At 56.0% G+C, this 23,543-nt stretch carries 21 protein-coding genes; 9 read left to right on the top strand and 12 right to left on the bottom strand.

The genetic code is table 11. The features are described from left to right. Window positions 1-2: 2 nt before the first annotated feature. Both SOM48_RS13030 and SOM48_RS13025 read left to right on the top strand, forming a co-directional pair. The gene (locus SOM48_RS13030; protein WP_076769863.1) at window positions 3-2,984 is read left to right on the top strand and encodes a virulence factor SrfB; all 2,982 of its coding nucleotides are present in this window, start codon (window positions 3-5) and stop codon (window positions 2,982-2,984) included. Further along, a complete protein-coding gene (locus tag SOM48_RS13025) occupies window positions 2,981-5,155 on the top strand; it encodes a virulence factor SrfC family protein (protein ID WP_320512081.1) in 2,175 nt (724 codons plus the stop codon). The genes SOM48_RS13030 and SOM48_RS13025 overlap by 4 nt, the downstream gene beginning before the upstream one ends. 29 nt (window positions 5,156-5,184) lie before the next feature. Here the strand turns inward: SOM48_RS13025 and SOM48_RS13020 are convergent, their stop codons facing one another. From SOM48_RS13020 to SOM48_RS13005, 4 genes are all read right to left on the bottom strand, one after another. Further along, window positions 5,185-5,946, bottom strand: a complete 762-nt coding sequence (locus SOM48_RS13020; RefSeq protein ID WP_315080546.1) for an alpha/beta fold hydrolase — start codon at window positions 5,944-5,946, stop codon at window positions 5,185-5,187. 65 nt (window positions 5,947-6,011) lie between these two features. Continuing rightward, the gene (locus SOM48_RS13015; RefSeq protein ID WP_076769866.1) at window positions 6,012-6,185 is read right to left on the bottom strand and encodes a GhoT/OrtT family toxin; all 174 of its coding nucleotides are present in this window, start codon (window positions 6,183-6,185) and stop codon (window positions 6,012-6,014) included. Between the two features lie 104 nt (window positions 6,186-6,289). Continuing rightward, window positions 6,290-6,463 (bottom strand): GhoT/OrtT family toxin, encoded by a 174-nt coding sequence (locus tag SOM48_RS13010; RefSeq protein ID WP_071789450.1) that lies wholly within the window; start codon window positions 6,461-6,463, stop codon window positions 6,290-6,292. Between the two features lie 198 nt (window positions 6,464-6,661). Further along, window positions 6,662-6,907 carry a hypothetical protein gene (locus SOM48_RS13005; RefSeq protein WP_289744175.1) on the bottom strand — a complete coding sequence of 82 codons (246 nt, stop codon included), beginning with the start codon at window positions 6,905-6,907 and terminating at the stop codon, window positions 6,662-6,664. 274 nt (window positions 6,908-7,181) lie between these two features. On the opposite strand from SOM48_RS13005, the gene SOM48_RS13000 reads away from it, so the two are divergent. Then, window positions 7,182-7,619, top strand: coding sequence for an ECs1072 family phage-associated protein (locus SOM48_RS13000; protein WP_023478732.1), 438 nt, complete (start codon window positions 7,182-7,184; stop codon window positions 7,617-7,619). 43 nt (window positions 7,620-7,662) lie between these two features. Here the strand turns inward: SOM48_RS13000 and SOM48_RS12995 are convergent, their stop codons facing one another. Then, window positions 7,663-7,860 (bottom strand): hypothetical protein, encoded by a 198-nt coding sequence (locus tag SOM48_RS12995; protein ID WP_054803609.1) that lies wholly within the window; start codon window positions 7,858-7,860, stop codon window positions 7,663-7,665. A gap of 380 nt (window positions 7,861-8,240) precedes the next feature. Between SOM48_RS12995 and SOM48_RS12990 the strand changes: the two genes are divergently transcribed. After that, window positions 8,241-9,197 carry a peptidoglycan-binding protein gene (locus tag SOM48_RS12990; protein ID WP_320512080.1) on the top strand — a complete coding sequence of 319 codons (957 nt, stop codon included), beginning with the start codon at window positions 8,241-8,243 and terminating at the stop codon, window positions 9,195-9,197. Continuing rightward, the gene (locus SOM48_RS12985) at window positions 9,194-9,637 is read left to right on the top strand and encodes a lysozyme inhibitor LprI family protein (RefSeq protein WP_320512079.1); all 444 of its coding nucleotides are present in this window, start codon (window positions 9,194-9,196) and stop codon (window positions 9,635-9,637) included. Before SOM48_RS12990 ends, SOM48_RS12985 begins: the two co-directional genes overlap by 4 nt. A gap of 590 nt (window positions 9,638-10,227) precedes the next feature. On the opposite strand, the gene SOM48_RS12980 is transcribed toward SOM48_RS12985, so the two are convergent. The 3 genes from SOM48_RS12980 to SOM48_RS12970 all read right to left on the bottom strand — a co-directional run bounded on the left by SOM48_RS12980 (window position 10,228) and on the right by SOM48_RS12970 (window position 14,767). Then, window positions 10,228-11,499 (bottom strand): acid phosphatase, encoded by a 1,272-nt coding sequence (locus SOM48_RS12980; protein ID WP_320512078.1) that lies wholly within the window; start codon window positions 11,497-11,499, stop codon window positions 10,228-10,230. A gap of 273 nt (window positions 11,500-11,772) precedes the next feature. Continuing rightward, complete coding sequence (gene patD / locus SOM48_RS12975; protein ID WP_320512077.1) at window positions 11,773-13,197, bottom strand: aminobutyraldehyde dehydrogenase; 1,425 nt, start codon at window positions 13,195-13,197, stop codon at window positions 11,773-11,775. Window positions 13,198-13,360: 163 nt separating this feature from the next. Further along, window positions 13,361-14,767, bottom strand: a complete 1,407-nt coding sequence (locus tag SOM48_RS12970; protein ID WP_042718131.1) for an aminotransferase-like domain-containing protein — start codon at window positions 14,765-14,767, stop codon at window positions 13,361-13,363. Between the two features lie 271 nt (window positions 14,768-15,038). Here SOM48_RS12970 and SOM48_RS12965 point away from each other — a divergent pair, with 271 nt between their 5' ends. Genes SOM48_RS12965 through SOM48_RS12955 form a run of 3 tightly spaced genes read left to right on the top strand, consistent with a single transcriptional unit; the run spans window position 15,039 to window position 17,577 of the window. After that, a complete protein-coding gene (locus tag SOM48_RS12965) occupies window positions 15,039-16,439 on the top strand; it encodes a cytochrome ubiquinol oxidase subunit I (protein ID WP_023478676.1) in 1,401 nt (466 codons plus the stop codon). Continuing rightward, the gene (gene cydB, locus SOM48_RS12960) at window positions 16,439-17,449 is read left to right on the top strand and encodes a cytochrome d ubiquinol oxidase subunit II (protein WP_042718231.1); all 1,011 of its coding nucleotides are present in this window, start codon (window positions 16,439-16,441) and stop codon (window positions 17,447-17,449) included. Before SOM48_RS12965 ends, cydB begins: the two co-directional genes overlap by 1 nt. Continuing rightward, window positions 17,449-17,577 (top strand): DUF2474 domain-containing protein, encoded by a 129-nt coding sequence (locus SOM48_RS12955; RefSeq protein WP_023478887.1) that lies wholly within the window; start codon window positions 17,449-17,451, stop codon window positions 17,575-17,577. Before cydB ends, SOM48_RS12955 begins: the two co-directional genes overlap by 1 nt. A 469-nt stretch (window positions 17,578-18,046) precedes the next feature. Here SOM48_RS12955 and SOM48_RS12950 read toward each other — a convergent pair whose 3' ends face one another. After that, window positions 18,047-18,727 (bottom strand): nitroreductase, encoded by a 681-nt coding sequence (locus SOM48_RS12950; RefSeq protein ID WP_288881228.1) that lies wholly within the window; start codon window positions 18,725-18,727, stop codon window positions 18,047-18,049. A gap of 96 nt (window positions 18,728-18,823) precedes the next feature. Between SOM48_RS12950 and SOM48_RS12945 the strand changes: the two genes are divergently transcribed. Then, entirely contained in the window at window positions 18,824-19,765 is a 942-nt protein-coding gene (locus SOM48_RS12945; protein ID WP_320512076.1) for a LysR family transcriptional regulator, read from the top strand. 33 nt (window positions 19,766-19,798) lie between these two features. Here the strand turns inward: SOM48_RS12945 and SOM48_RS12940 are convergent, their stop codons facing one another. The 3 genes from SOM48_RS12940 to araC all read right to left on the bottom strand — a co-directional run bounded on the left by SOM48_RS12940 (window position 19,799) and on the right by araC (window position 23,482). Next, complete coding sequence (locus SOM48_RS12940; RefSeq protein WP_320512075.1) at window positions 19,799-21,757, bottom strand: peptidase U32 family protein; 1,959 nt, start codon at window positions 21,755-21,757, stop codon at window positions 19,799-19,801. A gap of 192 nt (window positions 21,758-21,949) precedes the next feature. Further along, complete coding sequence (locus tag SOM48_RS12935; protein WP_139964725.1) at window positions 21,950-22,522, bottom strand: helix-turn-helix domain-containing protein; 573 nt, start codon at window positions 22,520-22,522, stop codon at window positions 21,950-21,952. A gap of 63 nt (window positions 22,523-22,585) precedes the next feature. Beyond that, entirely contained in the window at window positions 22,586-23,482 is an 897-nt protein-coding gene (araC, locus tag SOM48_RS12930) for an arabinose operon transcriptional regulator AraC (RefSeq protein ID WP_315080563.1), read from the bottom strand. Between the last annotated feature and the right edge of the window lie 61 nt (window positions 23,483-23,543).

Here is a 23,543-nt window from a genome sequence, read left to right as displayed (position 1 = left end):
TTATGTTGGTTAATCTTTGCGACTACAAACAGAGCGTCACGCTGATCGCCAATAGCGGCGTGCAGTTTCTCGATTTCGGTCTGACGCCGCAGGACTCGGCGAACAGCGGCCGTTTTGTGCGTAAAACCGCGAACGGGCCGCTGCTGCGCCTCGATTTCGACGTGGTGAATGAGCGTTATACTCTGCCCAACCGCGACGGCGGTCAACCGGAAGTGGTCAAACCCGAGAGCACTCACCCGCTGCAATACTCCCTGTCGATCCTCGATGGCGTCTGGTTGCCGATCCCGTTTCTGCGCTTTAACCCGCCGCGCACCTTCGTTGAAGGCCCGGATAACTGGGCGCGCGTGCAGATCCGCAAACTTCCCGAGCCGGACAGCGCCGGAAACACGCACCGCGTAGCGCTGGCCCTCGACAGCCAGATCAACGGCAACTCGCCTGCCGCCCTTGCGCCGCAGGAGAATGACATTCTCAACGGCACCCGCTTTTCGCTCGCCTGGCGCGATGATGAAGTGGCCGATTTTCTCGACCAGACGTGGGTTGATGGCTGGCTGCGCGAAGCGTTTTTGCACTTTATTACCCAGCATGAAAGCCGCAGCGAGCGCGAAATTCACCAAGCCCTGCGCGGTTTTGAGTACCAGGCGCACTGGCTGAACGTGATGTCGCTGCTCGGCATGCAGATTCAGGTGCCGGAAGTGAAAATCGTCACCCATACGCTCAGCACCCCGGCTATTCCGGTCGATCTGATCCTTGATGTCGGCAATACGCACACCTGCGGCGTGATTATTGAAGATCATGGCGACGCCAACGATGGCCTGCGCCAGACCGCTGAGTTGCAGGTGCGCTCGCTCAGCGAGCCACAATTTCTTAACGAGCCGCTGTTTACCAGCCGGCTTGAGTTTTCTGAAGCGCGCTTCGGCAAGCAGCACTTTTCTGTCGAGAGCGGGCGTGAAGATGCCTTTATCTGGCCGTCGATCGTCCGCGTCGGCGATGAAGCACGCAAGCTGGCGATGCAGCGTATCGGTACCGAAGGCAACAGCGGTATCTCCAGCCCACGTCGCTATCTGTGGGATGAAACCCCGGTGTTGCAGGACTGGCGTTTCAGCCAGATGAACAGCAAAACCCAGCGTGAACCGCTGGCGACCGCCTTCCCGCTGATGAACCTGATGAATGACGAAGGCCAGCCGCTCTACAGCCTGCCGCTGGATGAGCGACTGCCAGTCTTCTCGCCGCAGTATAGCCGCAGCACGCTGATGACCCATATGCTGTGTGAACTGCTTTCGCAGGCGCTTGGGCAGATCAACAGCGTCGCGACCCGCCTGCGCCTTGGCTTCCCGGCCTCGCCGCGCCAGCTGCGCACCATTATTCTCACCCTGCCGTCGGCGATGCCGAAGCAGGAGCGCGAGATCTTCCGCCGCCGCATGTTTGAAGCAATTGCCCTGGTGTGGAAAGCGATGGGCTGGCATCCGCAGGATGAGGATTTTGCCCAGCGTAAGCAGCAGGAAAAGAGCGTGGTGCCGGTGCCCTATATCCAGATGGAGTGGGACGAAGCAAGCTGCGGCCAGCTGGTATGGCTCTATAACGAAGCGATCTCCCGCTTTGCCGGGCAGACCGAAACCTTTTTTGCCTCCCTCGCCCGCCCGGATCGCACCGAAGCGCCGGGCGCGGTGCCGGGGCGCTCGCTGCGCGTGGCCTCCGTCGATATCGGCGGCGGCACCACCGATATGGCGATCACCCATTATCAGCTGGATGATGGCACCGGCAGTAATGTCAAAATCACCCCACAACTGCTCTTCCGTGAAGGGTTTAAAGTGGCGGGCGATGACATTCTGTTAGATGTGATCCAGCGCTGCGTGCTGCCTGCGCTGCAAACACATATGCAGAAAGCGGGCATTACCGACGCGGCGGCGATCATGGCGACGCTATTTGGCGACTCCGGGCGTATCGACACCCAGGCTGTGCTGCGCCAGCAAACCACCCTGCAACTCTTTATGCCGGTTGGCCATGCAATTCTGGCGGCCTGGGAAGAGAGCGACATTAACGATCCGTTGGCTGGCCTTTATGCGACCTTTGGCGAACTGCTGAAGCAGACGCCGACGCGCAACGTGATGAACTACCTGAAGCAGGCGATCGATCACGCCCTGCCTGCCGGTTCGGCGGAGTTTGATGTGCTGTCGGTACCGCTGCAAATTACCTTCCGCGATTTGCAGGAGGCGATGCTTGCCGGGCAGTTTACCCTCACCGCCCCGCTGCACGCGGTGTGTGAAGCGATCAGCCACTACAGCTGCGACGTACTGCTGATTACCGGTCGTCCGGGCTGTCTGCCGGGCGTGCAGGCGCTGATTCGCCACCTGCAACCGGTGCCGGTCAACCGCATGGTGTGGCTGGATAAGTACCGCGTACATGAGTGGTACCCCTTCAGCCAGCAGGGCAAAATCGGTAACCCGAAATCGACCGCCGCCGTTGGCGCGATGCTGTGCAGCCTGGCGCTCGATCTGCGCCTGCCGCGCTTTAACTTTAAAGCAGCGGATATTGGCGCCTACTCGACGGTGCGCTACCTCGGCGTATTGGATAACGTGGTTAATACCCTGCGCGATGAGAACATCTGGTATCACGATATCGATCTGGATAAACCCGGTGCCAAGCTGGATGCGCGGCTGCACTTCCCGCTGCGCGGCAATGTGACGCTCGGTTTCCGTCAGCTGGCAAATGCCCGCTGGCCAGCCACGCCGCTCTACACGCTGAGTATTAACTCGCAGGAGCTGGCGAAAACCATCGCCGGTGACGGGGTGTTGAATGTGCGGCTACAGTTTAGTGGCGGCAATAAACACCACGGCCCGGAGGCGTTTACCCTGAGTGAAGCCTGGTTGCAGGATGGCACCCCGGTTCCTGCCGATGCGTTAACGTTTAAATTGAATACGCTGGCCGACCGCCGACACAGCGGAAGCCATTACTGGATCGACAGCGGGAGTGTGTACCTGAAATGAGTGCGAGCGTAAAAACCACCCAAGCCTTAACTGCATGGATCACTAACAACCGTCAGCACTCACCGCTGCTCGATGATGACGCCGATGCCCTGCTGGCGCGCGTTACCGCTGCCGCGGCTGATGAACAGGCGCTGGCGGAGGTGGCTGACGCTCCCTGCACCGTCGGGCTGTATGGTCGCTCGCAGGCGGCAAAAGCGCATCTGCTCGCCGCCCTGTGCGGCAGCGGCAATGGCCGCATGCATGTGCGCCCCGGCGAAAAGACGCTGGATTACTTCAGCCACATTAACCCCGGTCACGCCCTCACCAGCATGGCGCTGCGTTTTAGCCAGCGTCTACCGTTTATGGATGAGGGTTTCCCGCTCTGCCTGCGCATTCTTAGCGAAGCGGAGCTGGTCCAGCTGTTTATCGCCCATGCGCATCAGCAGCCGGACCTGCGCGCGGTTGATAAAGCGGTAATTGAAGATCGGGTCGCGAAATGGCGCGCGCTGCGCCAGCCTAACGCTGTGCCGGGGATCACTGCCGAAGAGATTGGTGCTATTGCCCGCTTCTGGCGCTCGGTGGTACCCGCCGCGCAGCAGCAGATGGATGATGCGCTCTGGTATCAGTTCGCCGCCCTGCTGCCCTCCCTTGATCTGAGCGCACGCGCCAGCGCCTGGTCGCTACTGTGGGGCGAACAGCAAGAGTTAACCCAGCAGTGGTTTGCCCTTGCGCACACCCTGCACCAGACCGGCAATGCCACCGAGATCGCAGCACCGCTGAGCATCTTGGTGGATACCTTCGCGCTGCCGACCGACGGTTTTTTAACCCCGGCGGTTGAGCAGGAGGAGGCGATCCAGGATGAAGTAGTGGTGCACCCGTGGGCCAATGAGCAGTTACAAAATGCGGTCAGCATTCCGCTGGCAACGCTGGCGCTGATCACCCGCGAGCTGGTGCTGCCGGTAGAAAACAGCCTGTTACCGGGCGTCGATATTCTGGATATTCCCGCCCCCGGCCCGCGTGAAGGCCAGCCGCTGTGGCGCAGTAAATGCCGCTGGCTGCTGGAGAACTACCGCCAGCGCCTGCAACCGGATGTGTTGATGATCTGCAACGCCACGCTCGATCGCGCGGAAACCGCCACCACCGCACGCGCGCTGCTGAACTGGGTGAAAGAGACGCAGTCGGGCCAGGAGTCGGCGCTACCGGGGCTGGTCTGGGCGATCACGCCGCAGGATGCGCGTTTTACGCTGGCGCAAAATCTGGATGAAACCGTCCAGCAGCTGATTGGCAAACCGGGCCAGCACTGGGGTACATTGCAGGCGCTGGATGCCAGTAGTTTGCAGCGTCTGCTTGAGTGGCTGGCGCAAGCCACCGCGCCCGCCCTGCGCCAGCAGCGGCTGAAAGCGCTGAGCGACCGCCAGCAGCGCGCCCTGCGCGATCTGTTGCAGGCATGGGTCGTCAGCCCGGAACAGGATGCGGATGAGCAGCGTAAACGGGCGGAGTCCGTGGTGCGCGAACTGCAGGTTCAGGCTTCACGCCACGGTGAACTGCTGGAAGGATTGATGCCGGATATGCAGCAGTTCGATACGCTCTGGAAGGTACAGCAGCCGCGTGAAGAGAAAGTGAGCGGCCTGTTTAACGAGTCGATCGATCTGTTTGCTGAATCGGCTGAGAGCGCCGAGCCGCAGGCAATGGCGAAAGATGTCGGTCAGCAGGCGCATGCGTTGTGGGTCAACCACGTGCGCCAGTGGAGCCGCAATGATGACAATGCTGTGCGCCTCGGCGTCAGCCCGGCGACGCTGCGCCAGATGGCCGAGATTGTGATTATCAGCAGCTACCGCCTGCGTCTGCCGGAAACTCTGCAGAAGATTATGCAGCGCGATACCGCCTGCGCAGCGCAGCTTCATGCCGCCATCGGCAACTTTGTCGCCTGGCTCGGCTATGCCGATCTCCCGCCGGAGAGCCGCCCGGCCAGCCGCGTGCAGAAAGGCAGCACCATTTTTGCTACCGCGGTGATTGACGTGGGCGGCGAGCGGTTAACGCGTCTCGGCGATCAGCCGGTACACGCCGCAACCCGCTACGTCTACGACTGGCTGGTCGCGCTCTACAACCGGGCGATTGAGAATATCGGCTACCGCCACCCGCTCGATGTCAGCCCTGAGGCGCGCGCGGCGCTAAAAGCGCTGCTGCCTTAACCCACAACCCGGCACTCTCGCCGGGTTTTTTATTCGTGCTGCGCGATAAACGACCCGATCGCCTGCGCCAGTGCCGATGGCTGCTCCCATGACATGGAGTGACCGGCGTCGGCGATAATCCGCAGATCGATCCCCTGCTGGCGAACTTCATCGGCGTCACTGTCGGGCAGCGAGTGCGTGCCGAAAATCAGCGTCTTCGGGCGCGGCAGGTCGACAAACAGGCTCATCCAGCCGGGCGTGATGCCCTCAACCAGGCTTTTCGCTTCCCGCCACATCGCCCAGGGCGCCGTGCTCTGCAAACTGCCCGCCCACGGCGAGGTCTCCCGCGCCAGCATCGCCGCATAGCCGCATGTGACAAAATCCCCTTCGTCCATGCTCGCCACCTCGCGGCTGAACTGCCCACCGCCGGGGTAAAAATTAGGCTCGGAAACGGCAAGACCATTAAGACGTGAATTAACTTGCGAGGCGACCTCAATGGCAATGCTGCCGCCCATGCTGTGACCGTAGAGCCAGAAGGCATCCAGGCCAAGATGATCGAGCACTTCCACTACGACGTTTGCCTGATCGGTGGTGCGATAGGCGTAGCTGGCGGGTCGTTCACTGTAGCCACTGCCGGGCAGATCGATAAGTATGGCGCGTCGTCCGGCGAGTGCCGGGTCGGTAATAATGCGCGGATATTCAAAGGATGATGCGCAGCCCAGGCCGTGAATAAAGACCACCGGGTCGCCTTCGCCCGGTAAGGCGTGCCAGCGAACGCGGCACTGCGCGTGGTGTGAATTGAGTTCGTCCATTTGCTCTCCCTCTTGCGTGATACTGGTATTTTATACAGCATTTCAGCGCAAGATTGCGAGCGATTTCAAAAGAGTGAAATAAGGAGCGCCACCGGGAAGCTGATCGGCCATGTTGCACCGACTAATAGTGCACTCAATAAGCGCATGGTGCGCCTCTCTTTGGTGAGAAACCAGGTGACAAGCGCGCAAATCGTCGCCATTACCCCGTAAAAAATCAGCAGTTTTGTGTAGAGATCCATCCGCTTTCTCCTGTCCATAGGCCAACGTGCAGTGCCTATGCTGCTCTCTTTCTTGCCCGCATGCTGTCGGGGCGGTCACGCTTTGCTTAGCAGCCAGGCAGAGATCAGAAAATGGAGAACAGCAGCGCGACCGGAAAGCTCATCGGCCAGGTGGAACCGACCAGAAAAGCACTCAGCAGGCGGATGCGTTTACGATCGTGTGACAGAAACCAGGTGATAAAGGCGCAGATCAACGCCATGACACAATAGAACACCAACATTTTTTGGTATAACGACATAACAAGCATTAACCCAGAAGTAACAAAACGTGCGCAATATGCTCTTTTAATTGACCTTTATCAAGTTTAAATAGTTTCTCAAAACAGCCCGTCTGCCGCAATTTTGATCTAACGGGCTGAATCTATTCATAAACGTCCGCCGGGAGTAATCCTTGATGGGGAGGATAAACGCAGCATCAGCGGACGTCTCTTTTCTGGTTATTGTTGGCGCTCGCGCCACGCGTTAATCATCTCCTTTGTCACTTCATTGGCGTAACAGATGGGCGCATAACCCCCTGCTTTGCTCCAGGCGCTACGGCGCCCGCACGAACTGCCGTTCCGCGCGCGATTAAACGGGCAAGCACAGGTGCCCGGATACCCGGCGATTGACTCTTCAATAATTGCCTGTTTGACCTGCGCATCACTCAGCGCCTGCCCTTTTGCCACCCCTTGCGGTGCCACCATCGCACTGGCAGCCACAATAACGCCTGCTAACCATGTCGCTATTTTCATTTTTTTATCCCGTGAAGGTATGAATCATAAAACTATTCTTATTATTCCTGCTCAATATTGATTAAAAACAACTCAGCTTATTCAGATGCATTTCTGCATGAGATTTAGCTTAAGTGTGATTATTAATAGCGAAAGCCAGTAATTTATTGCTGCTATATTTGGCGAGCCAGAATCTTCTCTGTTATTGTTTTTAACAGGCAAAGAAAAGGTGAAACAAGGTAAGGTTATGCAGAAATATGACGATCTGTGGCAAGCCATTGAAGTTCGGGTGCGTGAAAATAATGACATCACGCTTAACGATTGGACCACGGATAGCGTGCGGGGCCATGCTGCGAGGCAGCGCATAGCGCAAATATTTATCCTCGAAGTCCTGCTGGCGCGCCATCGTGAAAAGTATGCCAGTAACTTTGTTCCCCTCGCCGGTGAAGAGGCGCTCTACCATCTCATCTTCAAACGTACCGGCTGGAAGCCGTTTGAAGTGAAACAGCTCTCTTTTATCGACACGCTGTTTGTGCTGGCCGAGCTGTTCCGCGACGAAAACTTACCGACAGAAGTCCGCGCCGTACTGCGCTCGCAGGGCATTAAAGATGAGGCGCTGCCCACCTACGATTTCTCAGAGAAAGATTGGGCACCGCGCGAAAACGAGGTGTTTCTGCGCCGTTAAGCAGTGCGATAAAAAAAGGGGCTCAACTGAGCCCCTTTTTTTATTACTGTGCCGCTACGCTACACTCCATTGTTAGCGCGAGCGGCGCACGGGCAAAATAAAACTCCTCTCCTTCACACCAGTAACTTTCAATCGGCATTGCGCCATATGAGAGTGTTGAAGAGATAGTTGTGTCGCCGTCATCCACTGTCAAAAACTCGGCAGCACGCCCGGGAATCAGTACGACTACGATTTTACTCATTATGATTTAATTCCCCTGCCTGATTATTCAAAAAGCTAGCTATTATTACCGCTTTTTGTGACGGGGTAATGACATTATTTGTAAGTAATTTCCTGCTGTCCCTGCTTTTGTTTTTGTTTCACATAGGCGCAGATGAGGGAGTATGCCTGCTTCACGCTTCATCCTCTGAGAGATAAGTGGTTAATGCAGAAAAGCGCAGGTGCATTTCTGCATCTGTAAAAAAGTACTTTGCTCGTTGTATGTGCATAAACGTTTCCGTTTAGTGCGAAGATTGTCATAAAGCCAGGAATCTCAAAAACCTAACACAAGCTAACCGTATGCAAGCCGGATACAATGCGTAGGCAATACAAAAAACGTTAGATGTATACCAGAAGTATGTCATGGAAAAGGAGATTTCAATGAGCCAAATTCAACAGACTCCGCCACGGGTATTCAGGCTGATTTCATCAGTTGGTGATTGCGGTGCAAACGATCCTAAGGAAGTGCAAAAAATACAGCAGAAGCTAATTGACGCCGGATATGTTGTAGCTACCGGCAGAAGTATCAACCCTAATGGGCGCTGTGATGTTGATACCCTGGAGGCAATACGCTGGTCTCAGCGGCTGTTACATTTAACTCCAACGGGTCTTATTAATCCCACAGATATCTGGTTTATGCAGGCGCTGGAAGAAGTTACAACACCTAACTGGCGCCCCAAAAATGTCAGTGGATCACTTCATGTAAGTATCGGTCAGATAACTTTTGACGCTGAAGGCACCGATTACATTACTGCCGTTGCACCCTTCCGGCAGCAAAAGTACCCCTTTTTTTCCAGAATCCTTCATTGGCCACCTGTTGGCGGCTCAGGTGTTACTCTGGGTAGAGGCTACGATATGGGCAATCGCAGCGCTGGCGAAATCCTGTCAACACTTATGCTGGCAGGAATTGAAGAATATAAAGCTCAGATATGCGCAAAAGCGGCGGGGCTCAAAAATCGGGAGGCAGATCAGTTCGTAAAAGTGTATGGCCCGTTCGTAGGTGAAATTACACACCAGCAGCAAATACGGCTCTTCGAGATCGCATACCGTGAAAAAATTGAGTATGGTAAAGGGGTTTACAGTCGGCATGTTGAGAAATTAAAAATAGCCAAGGCTGTGCAGTGGAATAGCTTAGATAAAGTGATTAGAGATGCATTTATTGACACGCTATATCAAGGCAATATTACGGCAAAACAGATGGTTAAAATAATGGCCCAAGGCGGAAGCAGGCAACAAATCATCGATTATCTGCGAAACGACAGCAATCTTGGTAATGACAAGAGAAGAACAATCATAAGAGTGAGGAATCTGCAGCAATGAATAAGTTCTTGATTTTAGTCTCTCTCCTGCTGGCATTTGATGCCTCACTGGCTGCGGCTGCTACAGATATTACGTCGAATAAAGATGTTGATGCCTGCATTCAGAAAAATGGTGAGAACAACAGCGAGTGTCTGGAAGACATCAACGACAAATCGAACAAGGCTCTTATCACCGCTTATACTGAAAAACTTAAACAAATTGAAAACTTCGATTATACCCAGTGGTGGATGGGTGATGAGAATCGAAGGAAAGGCATGATCGAAGCTTTCAGTAAAAGCCAGAGTGAATGGTTAACATACCGTAATAATTACTGTAATGCCGCTGCGACTGGTTCTCAAGGCACCCATCTGCTGGGGGCTGCCACAACTGGATGTAATATAAATATGAACAATCGACGCATTACTGAAATACTGATGATTCGAATACAAAATCAAGATTAAGCATCTTAATTGCTAATGTATACTGAGCAAAACGGCGATCGTTTTGCCATCCTTAACAATAATTTTGACTCACTGCCCCACCTGTACCCGTAAGAAAGCGGCTACACCACAATAACTCTGTATTGCGGCCGCTTACCTCTCTGTCAGTATTTGATCATCATGTATGGGACATTTTTTAGGATGTGAGATGAAGCAAGCTAAAAGCAGGTTGAAAGCAATGCATTAGCGCAAGACTAATCGACACCTTCAGAGGTTTTGAGTTGTTTTGCGCTAATTTTTTGCACCATCCATGCCCCATTCTTCACATTACCGGAATAGTGTGGATGACATATCCAGCATCAACATGTGGACACTGGCTTAACTATTGGATCTTGCATACGTTCAGAGGGTAAGCCATTCCTGATAAAACCCCACCTATCGCAATTCAATACTCTCTAGGGAGTCTGAAAGAATGCATGTCTTATTTCAGATACGCTGAAACCAGATGGCGCGACGGTAGCTGAATACAAGGATGCCAGCTTGTCCGAACCGGGCGCTTTTAGCTTCAAGCAACAATACTGTGCTGGCCGTGCCCGAACCGTTGTGAAAACTTACTTCGCTTTATGCGCCATCGCATAGGCTTCTGGCAGGTTCAGACGTTGCCAGAAGTTCTGATCGGCGGTTTCGCCAGACAGCGGATAACCACCCGGCAGTGCCGTTTTCACCATCAAATCACGACGTGCGGACGCCGACAGATTCGGTAACGCCGCCTCCAGCAGCACTTCCGCCCCTTCCGGTACTTTCACCAGCTGCACGTTGCCTTTTTGCTGCGGAAGGTCGTAGGTCATGGTGAAGCGGTAAAACTCTTTCATCGCCGGGTTACGATATGGATCGTCTTTGCCAGCCGTTCTCGCGCACTCTGCAAGGGAGGTGCCGCACTCTTTTTCCAGTGCCGTACGCAGTTGATCGCGCGCTTCGTTAAACAGCTTACGATAAGCCGGATCATTGAGGTAATGCGCCACGTTACGCTGGGCCACCATTCTTGAACCCATCACATCCAGCGGATAGTGCACGCCCAGTACGATGCGTGAATAGCCATAGCGCGCACCGCGCTCCACTAGTGAGTCAAAGCGTTCCGGGATCATCTCCGCCATCAGCAGAGAATCAGTGTAACCGGTATTGGTATGGCCGCTCGGGAAGGAGCCGCCGTCGGCCGAGTATGGTTTGTTATCTTTCACTACCACATCATCCGGGACCTGGTGAATGGTATTGCCCTGAATCAGAAACGGACGTTTGTAGTCAAAGTGCTTCTTCGCCGCGCCGGTGCTGACTTCGCTGGTTTTGATCAGCGCGGCGGCTTTGCTTAATTCGCCTTTATCATAGGCTGCGATAAACGCTTTACCCAGACGAGGACCGAGCGCGTCAGAGAGAAAATAGAGGTAGCTGATACCTTCTGCATCCGCCAGCGCCTGATGGCGCAGCCCTTGGGTGGCATCGAGGTTAATCGTCTCAACGGTTTTCAGGTTCTGATCCAGCACCGGTGCAGGAAGCTTGCTGAACGCGGAGAGCAGCTCAATGCCCGCTTTTTGATTGTCTTTCACTTTGAAGTCATAGCCGCTGGTTTTCAGCCAGGCGGTATCGGCCTGTTTTGCGCTTTGCGCCGCTTTCTCCAGTTGTCCGCGCTCCACTTTTGCACTGTCGCCTTTCAGCGCGTCACGCAGCGCGGACAGAGACTGGCTTTCCAGGCCATCAAATGCCTGGCTTACCGAAGCCGGGGTAGTGGTATTTGCGATGTCGCGTGCAGCAGTCAAAGGGAGATCTTTCGCCATCGCCTGATGAGCAAGCAGCAGGGAAGCGGTTAACAGCGTCATACGGGCTTTCATTTTTTATCCTTTTATTCAAACAATAACCTTGCCTGCGCATGACGCTAGTCCTGTAAATTGACGCTTTTGTGACACGGAGACACTTTGAAACGTTTTATGGCAGCCTGAAACAAGCGCATCGGCTACGGCATTTTCATGCCCGATTTTTTGTCTAACCCGGCCGCTGCCACCTTTCCCTATCCCAACAGTGATTTTGACTTCACTGCCCACCCGTGCCCCAGAAGATAGTGGCTGCAACACAATAATCTTGTATTACAGCCACTTAAACCTTTCTCAGTGTTTTATCATCACATGCCGAACTACCGTGTAATCCTCCAGCCCGTAAACCGACATATCTTTGCCGTAGCCGGAGTGTTTTTGTCCGCCGTGCGGCATTTCGCTGACCAGCATAAAGTGGGTGTTGACCCAGGTGCAGCCATATTGCAACCGTGCGCTGATGCGGTGCGCGCGTCCGACATCTTTGGTCCATACCGATGAGGCGAGGCCATAGTTCGAATCGTTGGCCCAGCCGAGCACCTGCGCTTCGTCATCAAACTCTGTAACGCTGACCACCGGGCCAAACACTTCGCGCTGCACGATCGCGTCTTCCTGCTTTGCGCCTGCCAGCAAGGTTGGCTGGTAGTAATAACCTGCGCCCGGCTGTTTATTGCCGCCGGTCACCACCCTGATATGCCCGAGCGCCTTCGCCTCGTCGACGGCGCGCGCTACGCGATCAAGGTGCGCTTGGGAGCTGAGCGGCCCAAGCTCGGTGGACTCATCGTTTGGCTCGCCCATCTTCAGGCTGGCGACGGCGGCGCCGAGCTTCTCAACCAGCGCATCATAGATGCCCTTTTGCGCATAGATGCGGCAAGCAGCGGTGCAATCCTGCCCGGCATTGTAGAAACCAAAGGTGCGCACCCCTTCGACCACCGCATCGAGATCGGCATCATCAAACACAATCACCGGCGCTTTGCCGCCGAGTTCCATATGGGTGCGCTTAATAGAGGAAGCGGTATGGGAAATGATGTGCTCACCGGTGGCAATCGATCCGGTCAGCGAAACCATACGCACCTTGTGATGGCCGGTTAAACGATCGCCGACGCTCTGCCCGCGGCCAAACAGCACATTCAGCACGCCCGGCGGGAAGATGCCTTGCGCTAACTCCGCCAGCTTCAGCAGGGTGAGCGGTGTAATTTCGGAGGGTTTGATCACCACGCAGTTTCCCGCCGCCAGCGCCGGGGCGAGTTTCCATGCCGCCATCATCAGCGGGTAGTTCCACGGAGCAATAGAGGCCACTACGCCTAATGGATCGCGGCGAATCATTGAGGTGTGGCCCTCCAGATATTCGCCCGCCGCCAGCCCGTTCAGGCAGCGCGCGGCACCGGCGAAGAAGCGGAAAACATCCACCACCGCCGGAAGTTCATCATTTAATACGCAGTGCAGCGGCTTGCCGCAGTTGAGCGACTCGAGGCGCGCAAACATCTCCGCATTATCCTCAATCACCTGCGCCAGTTGCAGCAGCGCCTCGGCGCGCGCTTTTGGCGTAGTCTGCCCCCACTCGACAAAGGCCCGGTCTGCTGCCTCGACGGCCGCGTCGACCTGCGCATGTGACGCTTCGGCGATCGACAGCAGCACCTCGCCGGTGGCGGGATTATAGACCGCCTGCTCTTCACCTTCGCCGTTAACCAGTTCGCCATTAATAAACAGTTGATGTTGCATCGCGCTCCCTCTGCCCGGTCAATAAGTCTGTTTACGGATTAGCCGCAAGGCCCCCACTCTATTAAAAATAGACGGCGCGCAGAGAGAACGGGTGGGCAGCCAGTGCTGAACTGTGTTGCTATTCACATTTCCTATGAATAGCGGTCAGCGCAGCGGTAAAAGGCTATTGCATCATCTGGCGGATCAGCTCGCCGAGGCGCATCGCCGCCCGCTCCTCTTTCTCGCCCCACGCCCAGGCGCAGTTAAAGCGAAAGAAGGAGATCCAGTTATCGGAGGTGGAAAACATCTTCCCCGGCGCGATGCTGATGTGGTGCGCCAGCGCCTGTTGGCTGAGCACGCCCGCATCCAGGCCGTTCGGCAACTCGAGCCATAAAAAATAGCCGCTCTCGTTGCGGTAGATTTTCACCTCCGGCGGCAGATGGCGCAGCAGCGCCTGCCAGGCGAGATGCTTGCGCTCCGCCAGTTGGCGGCGCAAGCGGCGCAGGTGCGCGTCGTAGTGATGGGTAGAGAGATAATCAACCAGCGCCAGCTGTAGCGGCGAACTGGTGGATAAGGTGCTCATTAATTGCAGCTGCTGAATGCGCCGCGCGTGACGCCCGGCCGCTACCCAGCCGACGCGAAAGCCGGCGACAAGGCATTTTGAAAAGGAGGAACAGTGCAGAGTCATATCCTGCTTGTCCCAGGCTTTGGCGGGCAGCGGCTGTTCGCGGCCATAATAGAGCTCGCTGTAGACATCATCTTCAATCAGCGTGACATTGTGCGCGGTCAGCAACTCGACCAGCCGCGCCTTTTTCTCCGGGCTGAGGGTAAAGCCGAGCGGGTTCTGGCTGTTGGTCATCAGCCAGCAGGCTTTCACCGGGTATTCGGTCAGCGCCTGCTCAAGCGCGTCGAGATCGATGCCGGCTTTCACATCCGTCGGTACCGAGAGCGCTTTCAGTTTCAGCCGCTCCAGCGCCTGTAGCGCACCATAAAAACAGGGGCTTTCGATGATCACCCAGTCGCCCGGCTCGGTGACGGCCTGCAGGCTGAGGTTTAACGCCTCGAGGGCACCGGCGGTGATCACAATCTCGTCCGGCGAGATATTCATTCCCTGGCGGGCGTAACGCCGGGCGATAGCATGGCGTAACTGGCTGTTGCCCGGCGGCAGGTTCTCAATCACGCTCATCGCCCCTGCACTCTTGCTTACCTTTGCCAGCGAGCGGTTAAGCTGCGGCATCGGAAAGAGTTTCGGATCGGGAAACGCGGAGCCAAACGGCAGCACCGAGGCATCACAGCTCGCCTGCAATACATCAAATATATAGGTGTTGATATCAACCGCTTCGTCGCGCATCACCTGCGGCGCAGGCGCGCGTGTCATGCCTGGCGTCGGCGCGACAAAATAGCCCGACTGCGGGCGCGCAATCACCCGCCCTTGGCTCTCGAGCAACTGATACGCATGCCCGACGGTCATAAAACTCAGCCCGCTGCTCGCCACCTGTTCGCGCAGCGACGGCAGCTTTTCACCCGGTCGCCAGACGCCAAGTTCAATTTGTTCAACGATTTGCTGCGCCAGGCGCTGATATTTTTTCATGGTTGTTCACGTGACCGAAGAGTACGTCATGATGGCACGCTAATGGCGATCTCGCTATATCAGTTTAGAAAAAGTGCGCAATGCGCCGAACTGTTATAGACAGTTACAACCATGACTTTCTGGTGAATATTTCCCGTTTCGCCTGGACTATCCTGCAACCTGCCGTACCCTTGTAAAGGACTGTTATATGTAAATTGCTGTCAACTGTCTCTGCAAGTCGGCGGGCGTAGTCATTAACATTGACGCCACACCATTGATTCTGAGGATGTGCATGTTTGGTTTAGATGCGTTTTACCTGGCGAGGATACAGTTCGCCTTCACCGTTTCGTTCCACATCATCTTTCCGGCGATAACCATTGGCCTTGCCAGTTATCTCGCGGTGCTGGAAGGTCTGTGGCTGAAAACCCGGAACCCGGACTGGAAAACCCTTTACCACTTCTGGTCAAAGATCTTTGCCGTTAACTTCGGCATGGGGGTAGTTTCTGGTCTGGTGATGGCCTATCAGTTCGGCACCAACTGGAGCGGATTTTCGCAATTTGCGGGCAGCATTACCGGCCCGCTGCTCACCTATGAGGTGTTAACCGCCTTCTTTCTTGAAGCAGGCTTCCTTGGCGTGATGCTGTTTGGCTGGAATAAAGTCGGCCCCGGGCTGCACTTTTTCTCCACCTGTATGGTGGCGCTCGGCACGCTGATGTCGACCTTCTGGATCCTCGCGTCCAACAGCTGGATGCATACCCCGCAGGGCTTTGCCATTGAAAATGGCCAGGTGATCCCGGTGGACTGGTTTAAGGTAGTCTTTAACCCCTCCTTCCCGTATCGCCTGTTCCATATGTCGATTGCCGCCTTCCTGAGTAGCGCACTGTTTGTCGGCGCTTCTGCGGCCTGGCACCTGCTGCGCGGCAATAATACGCCGGCGATCCGCAAAATGTTCTCCATGGCAATGTGGATGGCGCTGGTTGTGGCACCCATTCAGGCGATGGTCGGTGATATGCACGGCCTCAATACGCTGGAGCATCAGCCAGCGAAGATTGCCGCCATTGAAGGCCACTGGGAGAACCCGCCGGGTGAAGCAACGCCGCTGCTGCTGTTTGGCCTGCCGGATATGGAGCAGGAGCGCACCCGCTACGCGGTGGAGATCCCGGCGCTCGGCAGCCTGATTCTCACCCACAGCCTCGATAAGCAGGTCCCGGCGCTGAAAGAGTTCCCCAAAGATGAGCGCCCCTACTCGCCGATCGTCTTCTGGTCATTCCGCATTATGGTGGCGCTGGGCATGCTGATGATTGGTCTTGGCGTGATGGCGCTGTGGCTGCGTTATCGCAAGCGGCTGTATGAGTCGCGGCCGTTCCTGCACTTTGCCCTCTGGATGGGGCCTGCGGGGCTGATCGCTATTCTCGCCGGGTGGGTGACCACCGAAGTGGGCCGCCAGCCGTGGGTGGTTTATGGCCTGCTGCGCACCGCCGATGCGGTTTCCGGTCACGGCGATTTGCAGATGAGCCTCAGCCTGCTGGCCTTCTTTATCGTCTACTGCTCGGTGTTTGGCGTCGGCTATCTCTATATGGTGCGTTTGATCACCAAAGGGCCGCAGCCGCACGATGAAAACACCACGCAGGGCACTCCGGCACGTCCGCTTTCAGCGGCAGGTGAACATCTTCCGGCTGATGAGGATAAATAATGGGTATCGATCTTCCGTTAATTTGGTTTGTCATTATCGTCTTTGCGACCCTGATGTATATCGTGATGGATGGTTTTGACCTGGGCATCGGCATCCTTTTCCCGGTGACGCGCGACGGCCACGATCGCGATGTGATGGTCAACAGCGTCGCGCCGGTGTGGGATGGGAACGAAACTTGGTTAGTGCTGGGCGGTGCGGGGCTGTTTGGCGCCTTTCCGCTGGCCTATGCGGTAATTACCGACGCGCTGACCATTCCGCTGACGCTGATGCTGATTGGCCTGATCTTCCGCGGCGTGGCCTTTGAGTTTCGCTTTAAAGCGACTGAAGCGCACCGTCCCTTCTGGGATAAAGCCTTCTTATCTGGCTCGCTGCTGGCGACCTTCTCGCAGGGCGTGGTGGTTGGCGCGTTTATCAATGGCTTTAAAGTGACTGGACGCACTTTCAGCGGCGGCGCGCTCGACTGGCTGACGCCGTTTAACCTCTTCTGCGGTCTTGGCCTGGTGATCGCTTATGCGTTGCTGGGGGCAAGCTGGCTGGTGATGAAGAGCGGCGAACCGTTGCAGGGCAAAATGCGTGCGGCGGCGAAAAAACTGCTGCTGGCGTTACTGGTGGTGATGGGCGTTATTAGCCTGTGGACGCCGCTCTCCCACGGTGCGATTGCCGATCGCTGGTTCAGCATGCCGAACCTGCTCTTCTTCTCGCCGGTGCCGCTGCTGGTGATTGCGCTCAGCATCTGGCTGTGGCGCTGCCTCGGCAATGAAGAGGTACACAGACGCCCCTTCCTGCTGACGCTGGGGTTAATTTTCCTCGGCTTTAGCGGCCTTGGGATCAGTATCTGGCCCAACATTATCCCGCCGGATATCAGCTTCTGGCAGGCGGCTGCACCGCCGCAAAGCCAGGGCTTTATGCTGGTTGGCGCGCTGTTGATCATCCCTATCATTCTGGTTTACACCTTCTGGAGCTACTACGTGTTCCGCGGCAAAATCCAGCATGGCGAGGGGTATCATTGATGAAACAACCGCTATGGAAACGGCTGATGTGGCTGGTCGTCATCTGGGGCGGAAGCGTACTGGCGCTGGCTGCCGTCAGCATGGTGTTCCGGCTGTTGATGTCAGCCGCCGGGTTTAAATCCCATTAAGATCAAAGGCCGGAAACACGTTAATGTTTCCGGCCTTTTTTATGGTTTTTTTGCCGGATGGCGGCTCCGCCTTATCCGGCCTACGCAGATCGGGCGGTGTTGTAGGCCAGATAAGCGTAAGCGCCATCCGGCAAATTGTTTCCGGCCTTTTTTATGTTTTTGCCGGATGGCGGCTCTGCCTTTTCCGGCCTACGCGTACCGAGCGGTGTTGTAGGCCGGATAAGCGCAAGCGCCATCCGGCAGATTGTTTCCGGCCTTTTTTATGTTTTTGCCGGATGGCGGCTCTGCCTTATCCGGCCTACGCGTACCGAGCGGTGTTGTAGGCCGGATAAGCGTAAGCGCCATCCGGCAGATTGTTTCCGGCCTTTTTTATGTTTTTTGCCGGATGGCGGCTCTGCCTTTTCCGGCCTACGCGTACCGAGCGGTGTTGTAGGCCGGATAAGCGCAAGCGCCATCCGGCAAATAACCGCTATTTGTGCATCACCACGCTGCTTTCCACCGGAATGCGCGGCATACGCAGCGTCGCGGCGATATTGCTGGTGTCGGCGTAACCAAACGAGATACCAAACAACAGGCGGTACTCATCTGATACCCCCAACGCTTCACGCACCAGATCGGCATGAAAACCGAGCAGCGTCTGCGGAATACCGGCAAAGCCGCGGGCGGCTAAGGAGAGCAAAAAGGTCTGCCCGTACATGCCCATATCCGACGCCACGCGAACGTTATCGCCAAAGCTCGGCATAAACAGAAACGCCGCGTGCGGCGCATCAAAAAAGTGATAGTTGCGCAGGTAGTATTCACGGCGCTTCTCTTTATCATCCCGCGCAATGCCCAGCGCTTCGTAATAGAGCTTCGCCTGCTGCTGGCTGCGGTCAAAATAGTCGCCGTGGAAATCCTCATAGGCGAAGGTGAAGTCCGGCGTCTGTTTGCCGGCAATATCATTCTCGATCATCAGCTGCGCAAGGCGATCCTTGGTTTCGCCGGAAACCACGTGCACATGCCAGGGCTGGGTGTTGCAGTTGGAGGGCGCGTATTGCGCATCCTGCAGAACGGCGTGGATCTGCTCATCCGTCAACGGCGTGGGCAAAAAGGCGCGTACCGAGGTGCGCTGGCGGACGGTTTCATCGAAAGCTAAAACAGGCGTACTCATAAATAGTCTCCGTGCTGAGTGTCGGCGTATCTTAACGATGAACTTCGTGCGTAAAAACACTACAATGCGCCATGGACCTTTGCGGATTACGCACAGATGAAAAATCTCAGCCAGATTAGCGCCCGATCGATGCACCTCTTTCTTGCCATCGTACGCGAAGGCAATCTCTCGGAAGTCGCCCGCAACGAGGGGCTTGCCGCCTCGTCCTTATCGCGCGTGGTGCAGCAACTTGAGCAGGCGCTGGAAACCCAGTTGCTCTATCGCAACACTCGCGCGGTGATTGCTACCGATGCCGGGCATATTTATGCTCAGACCTTCCGCGCGATGTTACAGCAACTGAGCGATGCGCAGACGCAGGTCGGCGAGCGGCGCGGCGAACCGGGCGGGCGTATCCGCATCAATGCCCCCATCTCCTTTGGTCTGAACCATATCGGGCCACGCATCAGCGAACTGAGCGAGCGCTACGCCGCCCTGCAAATTGAACTCAACCTTAACGATGACTATATCGACCCCTTTGCCGACGGCACCGATCTGCTGGTGCGTATCGCCTCGCTGAAAAACTCGGAGCTGCACGGGCGGCTGATTGCAAAGCAGACTTGCCACCTGGTGGCAACGCCCAACTATCTCCGCCGCTACGGTGCGCCCGCCTCGCCCGAAGATCTGCTGACCCACCGCCTGCTGGCCTATCGCGGGAAAACCGGGTTGCAGCGCTGGCGCTTTCAGCGCGGCGAGCATGATTACGCCTTCTCGCCACAGGCGAAAATTCTCTCAGATAATGCGGAGCTGCTGTTGCAGGCAGCGCGCAACGACGCGGGGATGCTGCTCTTTCCGGACTGGCAGGTGGGCGAGTTGCTTAATCGCGGCGAGCTGGTTGCCCTGCTGCCGGAGTACACCGCCTCCTACTCGCCGGGCGAGCAGTCGCTGTGGATGCTCTATCCGGGCGGGAAATACCCGTCGCTGAATACACGCACGGTGATCGACTTTCTGCTGGCGAGTTTTGGCTCGCCGCCCTACTGGCGCCACACCGCAACGCCATAAACAAAACAGGGTGGCATTGCGCCACCCTGCGGGCTATCTATTTTTCGGTAAGGTTTTCAGCAAATCATCAGGGCTGATTGAGGCCACCACGCTGCCCGGCAGCGGCATCTTGAGGATGTGATTTTTCATTTTGCCGATCACGTGCATTTCACACGGGCGGCAATCGAAGCGCAGGGTTAACACCTCATCGCCGTGTACCAGTTGCATCGGCGTCGCGCGCCAGCTCTTGATATTCCCCTTCGCCTGTTTTGGACAGAGGTTAAAGGCAAAGCGCAGGCAGTGTTTGGTGATCATCACCGGTACTTCGCCCTTCTCTTCGTGGGCTTCATACGCTGCGTCAATCAGCTGCACGCCGTAGCGGTGATAGAATTCACGCGCTTTATGGTTGTAGACGTTGGCGAGGAACGAAAGATGGGTTTCCGGGTAGACCGGCGCAGGCGTCGCCACCGCTTTACGGCTGCCGCGCTGATAGCTCGCCAGACGCGCCTCTTCCAGTATCTCCACCGTTTCGCGTCGCAGCTGGTTTAGCAGGCTGTTCGGCACAAACAGCGCCCCCGGCAGGTTGATGTCGATCTTCTGCGCGTAGTAACGGGTTTGCCCCAGCTTCGCCAGGCCATCTTTCAGGTTATCGAGCGCTTTTTCCGCGTTATTGGCTTCATCAAACTGGCCATCCAGCGTATGAGTCACGCTGACGCCATCTTCGCTGGTCAGCGTCAGCACCAGCTGCTCCTGCCAGCCGCCCAGCTCAATATCAACGCCGATGCGCCGCTCGCTGGAGGTCTTCAGCAGCGCCTGCTGCCAGTTGTGATCGAGGTTACGGTTGAGTGCATGGTGCGGACGCAGGGTTTTCAGCGCATCCGGCATCTCGTTCGGGAAGACGCGGTAACGGTTTTCGGCGGTTTTTTCTGCCACGTTAACGCGAAAACCAACCACTTCGCGCTTCACCAGCACGTTTAGCCCGTCGCCATTGGCCAGCGGTTCGGTCACTTCCACGTCGAGATGATCCTTGCCCACTTTCAGCACTTCACCCACCGGCAGGCCGACGAATTTCGGTGAGTCAAACGCGCCGATATCGATTTTGCGCGCGTTAACAAAGTAGTCGGTGCTGCCGCGATGGAAGGTTTTATCCGTTGAGGGAATAAAGAAGTGCTCGGTGCGTCCGGCGGAGGCGCGCGCCAGCTCCGGGCGATCGTCGATAATCGCATCGAGCATCTGGCGATAGTGAGCGGTGATGTTTTTCACGTAGCTCATATCTTTGTAACGCCCCTCAATTTTGAAGGAGCGCACGCCCGCATCGATCAGCGCTGCCAGGTTAGCGGTCTGATCGTTATCTTTCATCGACAGCAGGTGCTTTTCATAGGCCACCACACGGCCCTGATCGTCTTTCAGAGTGTAAGGCAGACGGCAGGCCTGCGAGCAGTCGCCACGGTTGGCGCTGCGCCCGGTTTGTGCATGGGAGATGTTGCACTGCCCGGAGTAGGCCACGCACAGCGCGCCGTGAATAAAGAACTCAATGGTCGCGTCCGTCGCCTGGTGAATGGCGCGGATCTGCTCCAGATTCAGCTCGCGGGCCAGCACAATCTGGCTGAAGCCGACGTCGGAGAGGAATTTGGCTTTTTCAACGCTGCGGATATCGCACTGGGTACTGGCATGCAGCTCAATCGGTGGGATATCCATCTCCAGCACGCCCATATCCTGCACAATCAGTGCATCAACACCGGCCTGGTAGAGATCGCCGATCAGTTTCTGCGCCGGTTCAAGTTCATCATCATGAAGAATGGTATTGAGGGTGATAAACACCTTCGCGCCATAGCGATGGGCGAACGGCACCAGTTCGGCAATATCACGCAGGCTGTTGCCGGCGTTATGGCGGGCGCCGAAGCCGGGGCCGCCAATATAGACCGCGTCCGCGCCGTGAAGGATCGCTTCACGGGCGATGGCGGTGTCACGTGCCGGGCTGAGCAGTTCAAGATGATGAGGGTGCAGGCGCATACAATCGTCGTTATCCATTATGTGCAAAATGGCGGCTATTGTAGTCAGAACCGGGGCGTTACACCACCTGTCGTACCGGGAATTTGCGCCAGGCGACAATGCTATGCCGAAATCGCTATTTCCCCCGGCGGCGCTGGCGCGATAGTGTGGTGACAGGAACAGAAATCGTCACGTTGTGGATGTTATGGGGTATTAATCGTCGTCGTTTTTTGCCGCGGGTTCGCTCGCGGCTTTTTCTTTTGGATAGTGGATTAACGAGTGGAAATGTACGGTCTGCGCGGTGCTGTTGCGATAGGCATGCGCCCGGTCGGCCGCGAAACGCACCCCACTCCCCGCCTCCAGCGTCTGCCACTCACCGTTAAGCTGCATATCCAGCACCCCATTGATGACCACCACATGTTCAACCACCCCTTTTTCGTGAGGTGTTGATTCACTCAGCGCGCCCGGCGCGAGGGTGATGGAGAAGAGATCAAAATGGAGCTGTTCATCCCACGGGAAAAGCGGTGTGATCACCATCGCCTGCCGATCGGGATCGTAAGCGTGCGGCGTGTCGCTCTGCGGCGGCGCAATAAAGGTTGAGAACGGGACATTCAAGCCGGTGGCGATTTTCCACAGCGTCGCCACCGTCGGGCTCGACTCGTTGCGTTCGATCTGCCCGAGCATCGCTTTTGATACGCCGGTCTCTTCTGCGAGTTTTGAAAGGCTCCAGCCCCGCGCCTGACGCAGCATTTTCAGGGTTTTTGCCAGATAATCCGCGATATTCATACCGTCTCCGGGAAATTAAAACGCAGCGAGTATAGCGCAGCGTTTCTATTTTAGAGAGCGAAACTAAAGTGAATGTAACTGCTCATACCGTTTGCGGTATTCCCGCGGCCCGACATGGTATTGCTGATGAAAGAGACGCGAAAAATAGAGCGCGTCGTCATAGCCCACGACCTGGGCGATTTGCGAAATAGTCAGCTGCGTATGCTGTAATAACATCGCTGCCCGGCTCATGCGCTGCTTTTCTCGCCAGCCCCAAATCGTCATGCCAATTTCCTGACGAAAAAGATGCGCCAGCCGCGAGGATGAAAGATAGGCTTTCGCCGCAAGCTCGCTAATCGTCAGTTTAGCCGCCAGATTCTCATCAAGATATTGGCAAATAGCGTTGATGCGCGGGTCGACCGAGGCGCGATTACTCGCCGGTTGCTGTTTGAAACAGTAAAGCAGCGCTTTCTCCAGGCTATTCATGGCGAGGATCTTATCCACGCGGTCTGGCGAGGAATTAAGCCGAATCACCTCTTTCACCGCTGTTTTTAGCTGCTCGACGAAAACCGAATCGGCGCTTTGCGTCAGGCCAATCTGATGCCAGTTACGATCCCATTTCAGCCAGTCAATCCAGTAAGGTCGTGGAATAAAATAGATCCACAAATGATCCCAGTAAGTACTTTGCGCTTCACGGCCATAGTGATGCGGGCAACCGGGAGGGAAAAGCAAAATATCGTTCTCCCGGCAGATAAACGTCTCGTTATTACGGTGAATTACCCCTGCGCCACGCAGGGTAATATTTAAAATATAGCCTTTCATCCCCTGCTGGCGGTTAATAAAAAAGTCCAGCTTATTGCCTTTGACGATAGGCGTATAACCCGCCACCAGATAGGCGTTAAAGGTAAAGCTACGCATTAAAGGCGAGTAGATCAGCAATTCATCATCGACGTCATTCATGGGAAGTGTTTGCGGCCACATTATTGAGCGTCCTTACGCTAGCACAGGCAAAGAGGAAAAGCCGCAGCCGCCTGCGGCGAGT

The sequence above is a fragment of the Kosakonia sp. CFBP8986 genome (assembly GCF_034044935.1).
In the GTDB taxonomy this organism is placed as follows: Bacteria; Pseudomonadota; Gammaproteobacteria; order Enterobacterales; family Enterobacteriaceae; genus Kosakonia; species Kosakonia cowanii.
This window is presented reverse-complemented; position numbering and strand designations above follow the sequence as displayed.

What these genes read in the sequence shown, in the direction of transcription:
- araC (WP_315080563.1), bottom strand. Translation starts at nt 23,482, where the DNA reads ATGTGGCCGCAAACACTTCCCATGAATGACGTCGATGATGAATTGCTG.
- SOM48_RS13000 (WP_023478732.1), top strand. Translation starts at nt 7,182, where the DNA reads ATGCAGAAATATGACGATCTGTGGCAAGCCATTGAAGTTCGGGTGCGT.
- SOM48_RS12980 (WP_320512078.1), bottom strand. Translation starts at nt 11,499, where the DNA reads ATGAAAGCCCGTATGACGCTGTTAACCGCTTCCCTGCTGCTTGCTCAT.
- SOM48_RS12950 (WP_288881228.1), bottom strand. Translation starts at nt 18,727, where the DNA reads ATGAGTACGCCTGTTTTAGCTTTCGATGAAACCGTCCGCCAGCGCACC.
- cydB (WP_042718231.1), top strand. Translation starts at nt 16,439, where the DNA reads ATGGGTATCGATCTTCCGTTAATTTGGTTTGTCATTATCGTCTTTGCG.
- SOM48_RS12995 (WP_054803609.1), bottom strand. Translation starts at nt 7,860, where the DNA reads ATGAGTAAAATCGTAGTCGTACTGATTCCCGGGCGTGCTGCCGAGTTT.
- SOM48_RS12990 (WP_320512080.1), top strand. Translation starts at nt 8,241, where the DNA reads ATGGAAAAGGAGATTTCAATGAGCCAAATTCAACAGACTCCGCCACGG.
- SOM48_RS12940 (WP_320512075.1), bottom strand. Translation starts at nt 21,757, where the DNA reads ATGCGCCTGCACCCTCATCATCTTGAACTGCTCAGCCCGGCACGTGAC.
- SOM48_RS12970 (WP_042718131.1), bottom strand. Translation starts at nt 14,767, where the DNA reads ATGAAAAAATATCAGCGCCTGGCGCAGCAAATCGTTGAACAAATTGAA.
- SOM48_RS13025 (WP_320512081.1), top strand. Translation starts at nt 2,981, where the DNA reads ATGAGTGCGAGCGTAAAAACCACCCAAGCCTTAACTGCATGGATCACT.
- SOM48_RS12985 (WP_320512079.1), top strand. Translation starts at nt 9,194, where the DNA reads ATGAATAAGTTCTTGATTTTAGTCTCTCTCCTGCTGGCATTTGATGCC.
- SOM48_RS13030 (WP_076769863.1), top strand. Translation starts at nt 3, where the DNA reads ATGTTGGTTAATCTTTGCGACTACAAACAGAGCGTCACGCTGATCGCC.
- SOM48_RS13010 (WP_071789450.1), bottom strand. Translation starts at nt 6,463, where the DNA reads ATGTCGTTATACCAAAAAATGTTGGTGTTCTATTGTGTCATGGCGTTG.
- SOM48_RS12955 (WP_023478887.1), top strand. Translation starts at nt 17,449, where the DNA reads ATGAAACAACCGCTATGGAAACGGCTGATGTGGCTGGTCGTCATCTGG.
- SOM48_RS13020 (WP_315080546.1), bottom strand. Translation starts at nt 5,946, where the DNA reads ATGGACGAACTCAATTCACACCACGCGCAGTGCCGCGTTCGCTGGCAC.
- SOM48_RS12965 (WP_023478676.1), top strand. Translation starts at nt 15,039, where the DNA reads ATGTTTGGTTTAGATGCGTTTTACCTGGCGAGGATACAGTTCGCCTTC.
- patD (WP_320512077.1), bottom strand. Translation starts at nt 13,197, where the DNA reads ATGCAACATCAACTGTTTATTAATGGCGAACTGGTTAACGGCGAAGGT.
- SOM48_RS12935 (WP_139964725.1), bottom strand. Translation starts at nt 22,522, where the DNA reads ATGAATATCGCGGATTATCTGGCAAAAACCCTGAAAATGCTGCGTCAG.
- SOM48_RS13015 (WP_076769866.1), bottom strand. Translation starts at nt 6,185, where the DNA reads ATGGATCTCTACACAAAACTGCTGATTTTTTACGGGGTAATGGCGACG.
- SOM48_RS13005 (WP_289744175.1), bottom strand. Translation starts at nt 6,907, where the DNA reads ATGGTGGCACCGCAAGGGGTGGCAAAAGGGCAGGCGCTGAGTGATGCG.
- SOM48_RS12945 (WP_320512076.1), top strand. Translation starts at nt 18,824, where the DNA reads ATGAAAAATCTCAGCCAGATTAGCGCCCGATCGATGCACCTCTTTCTT.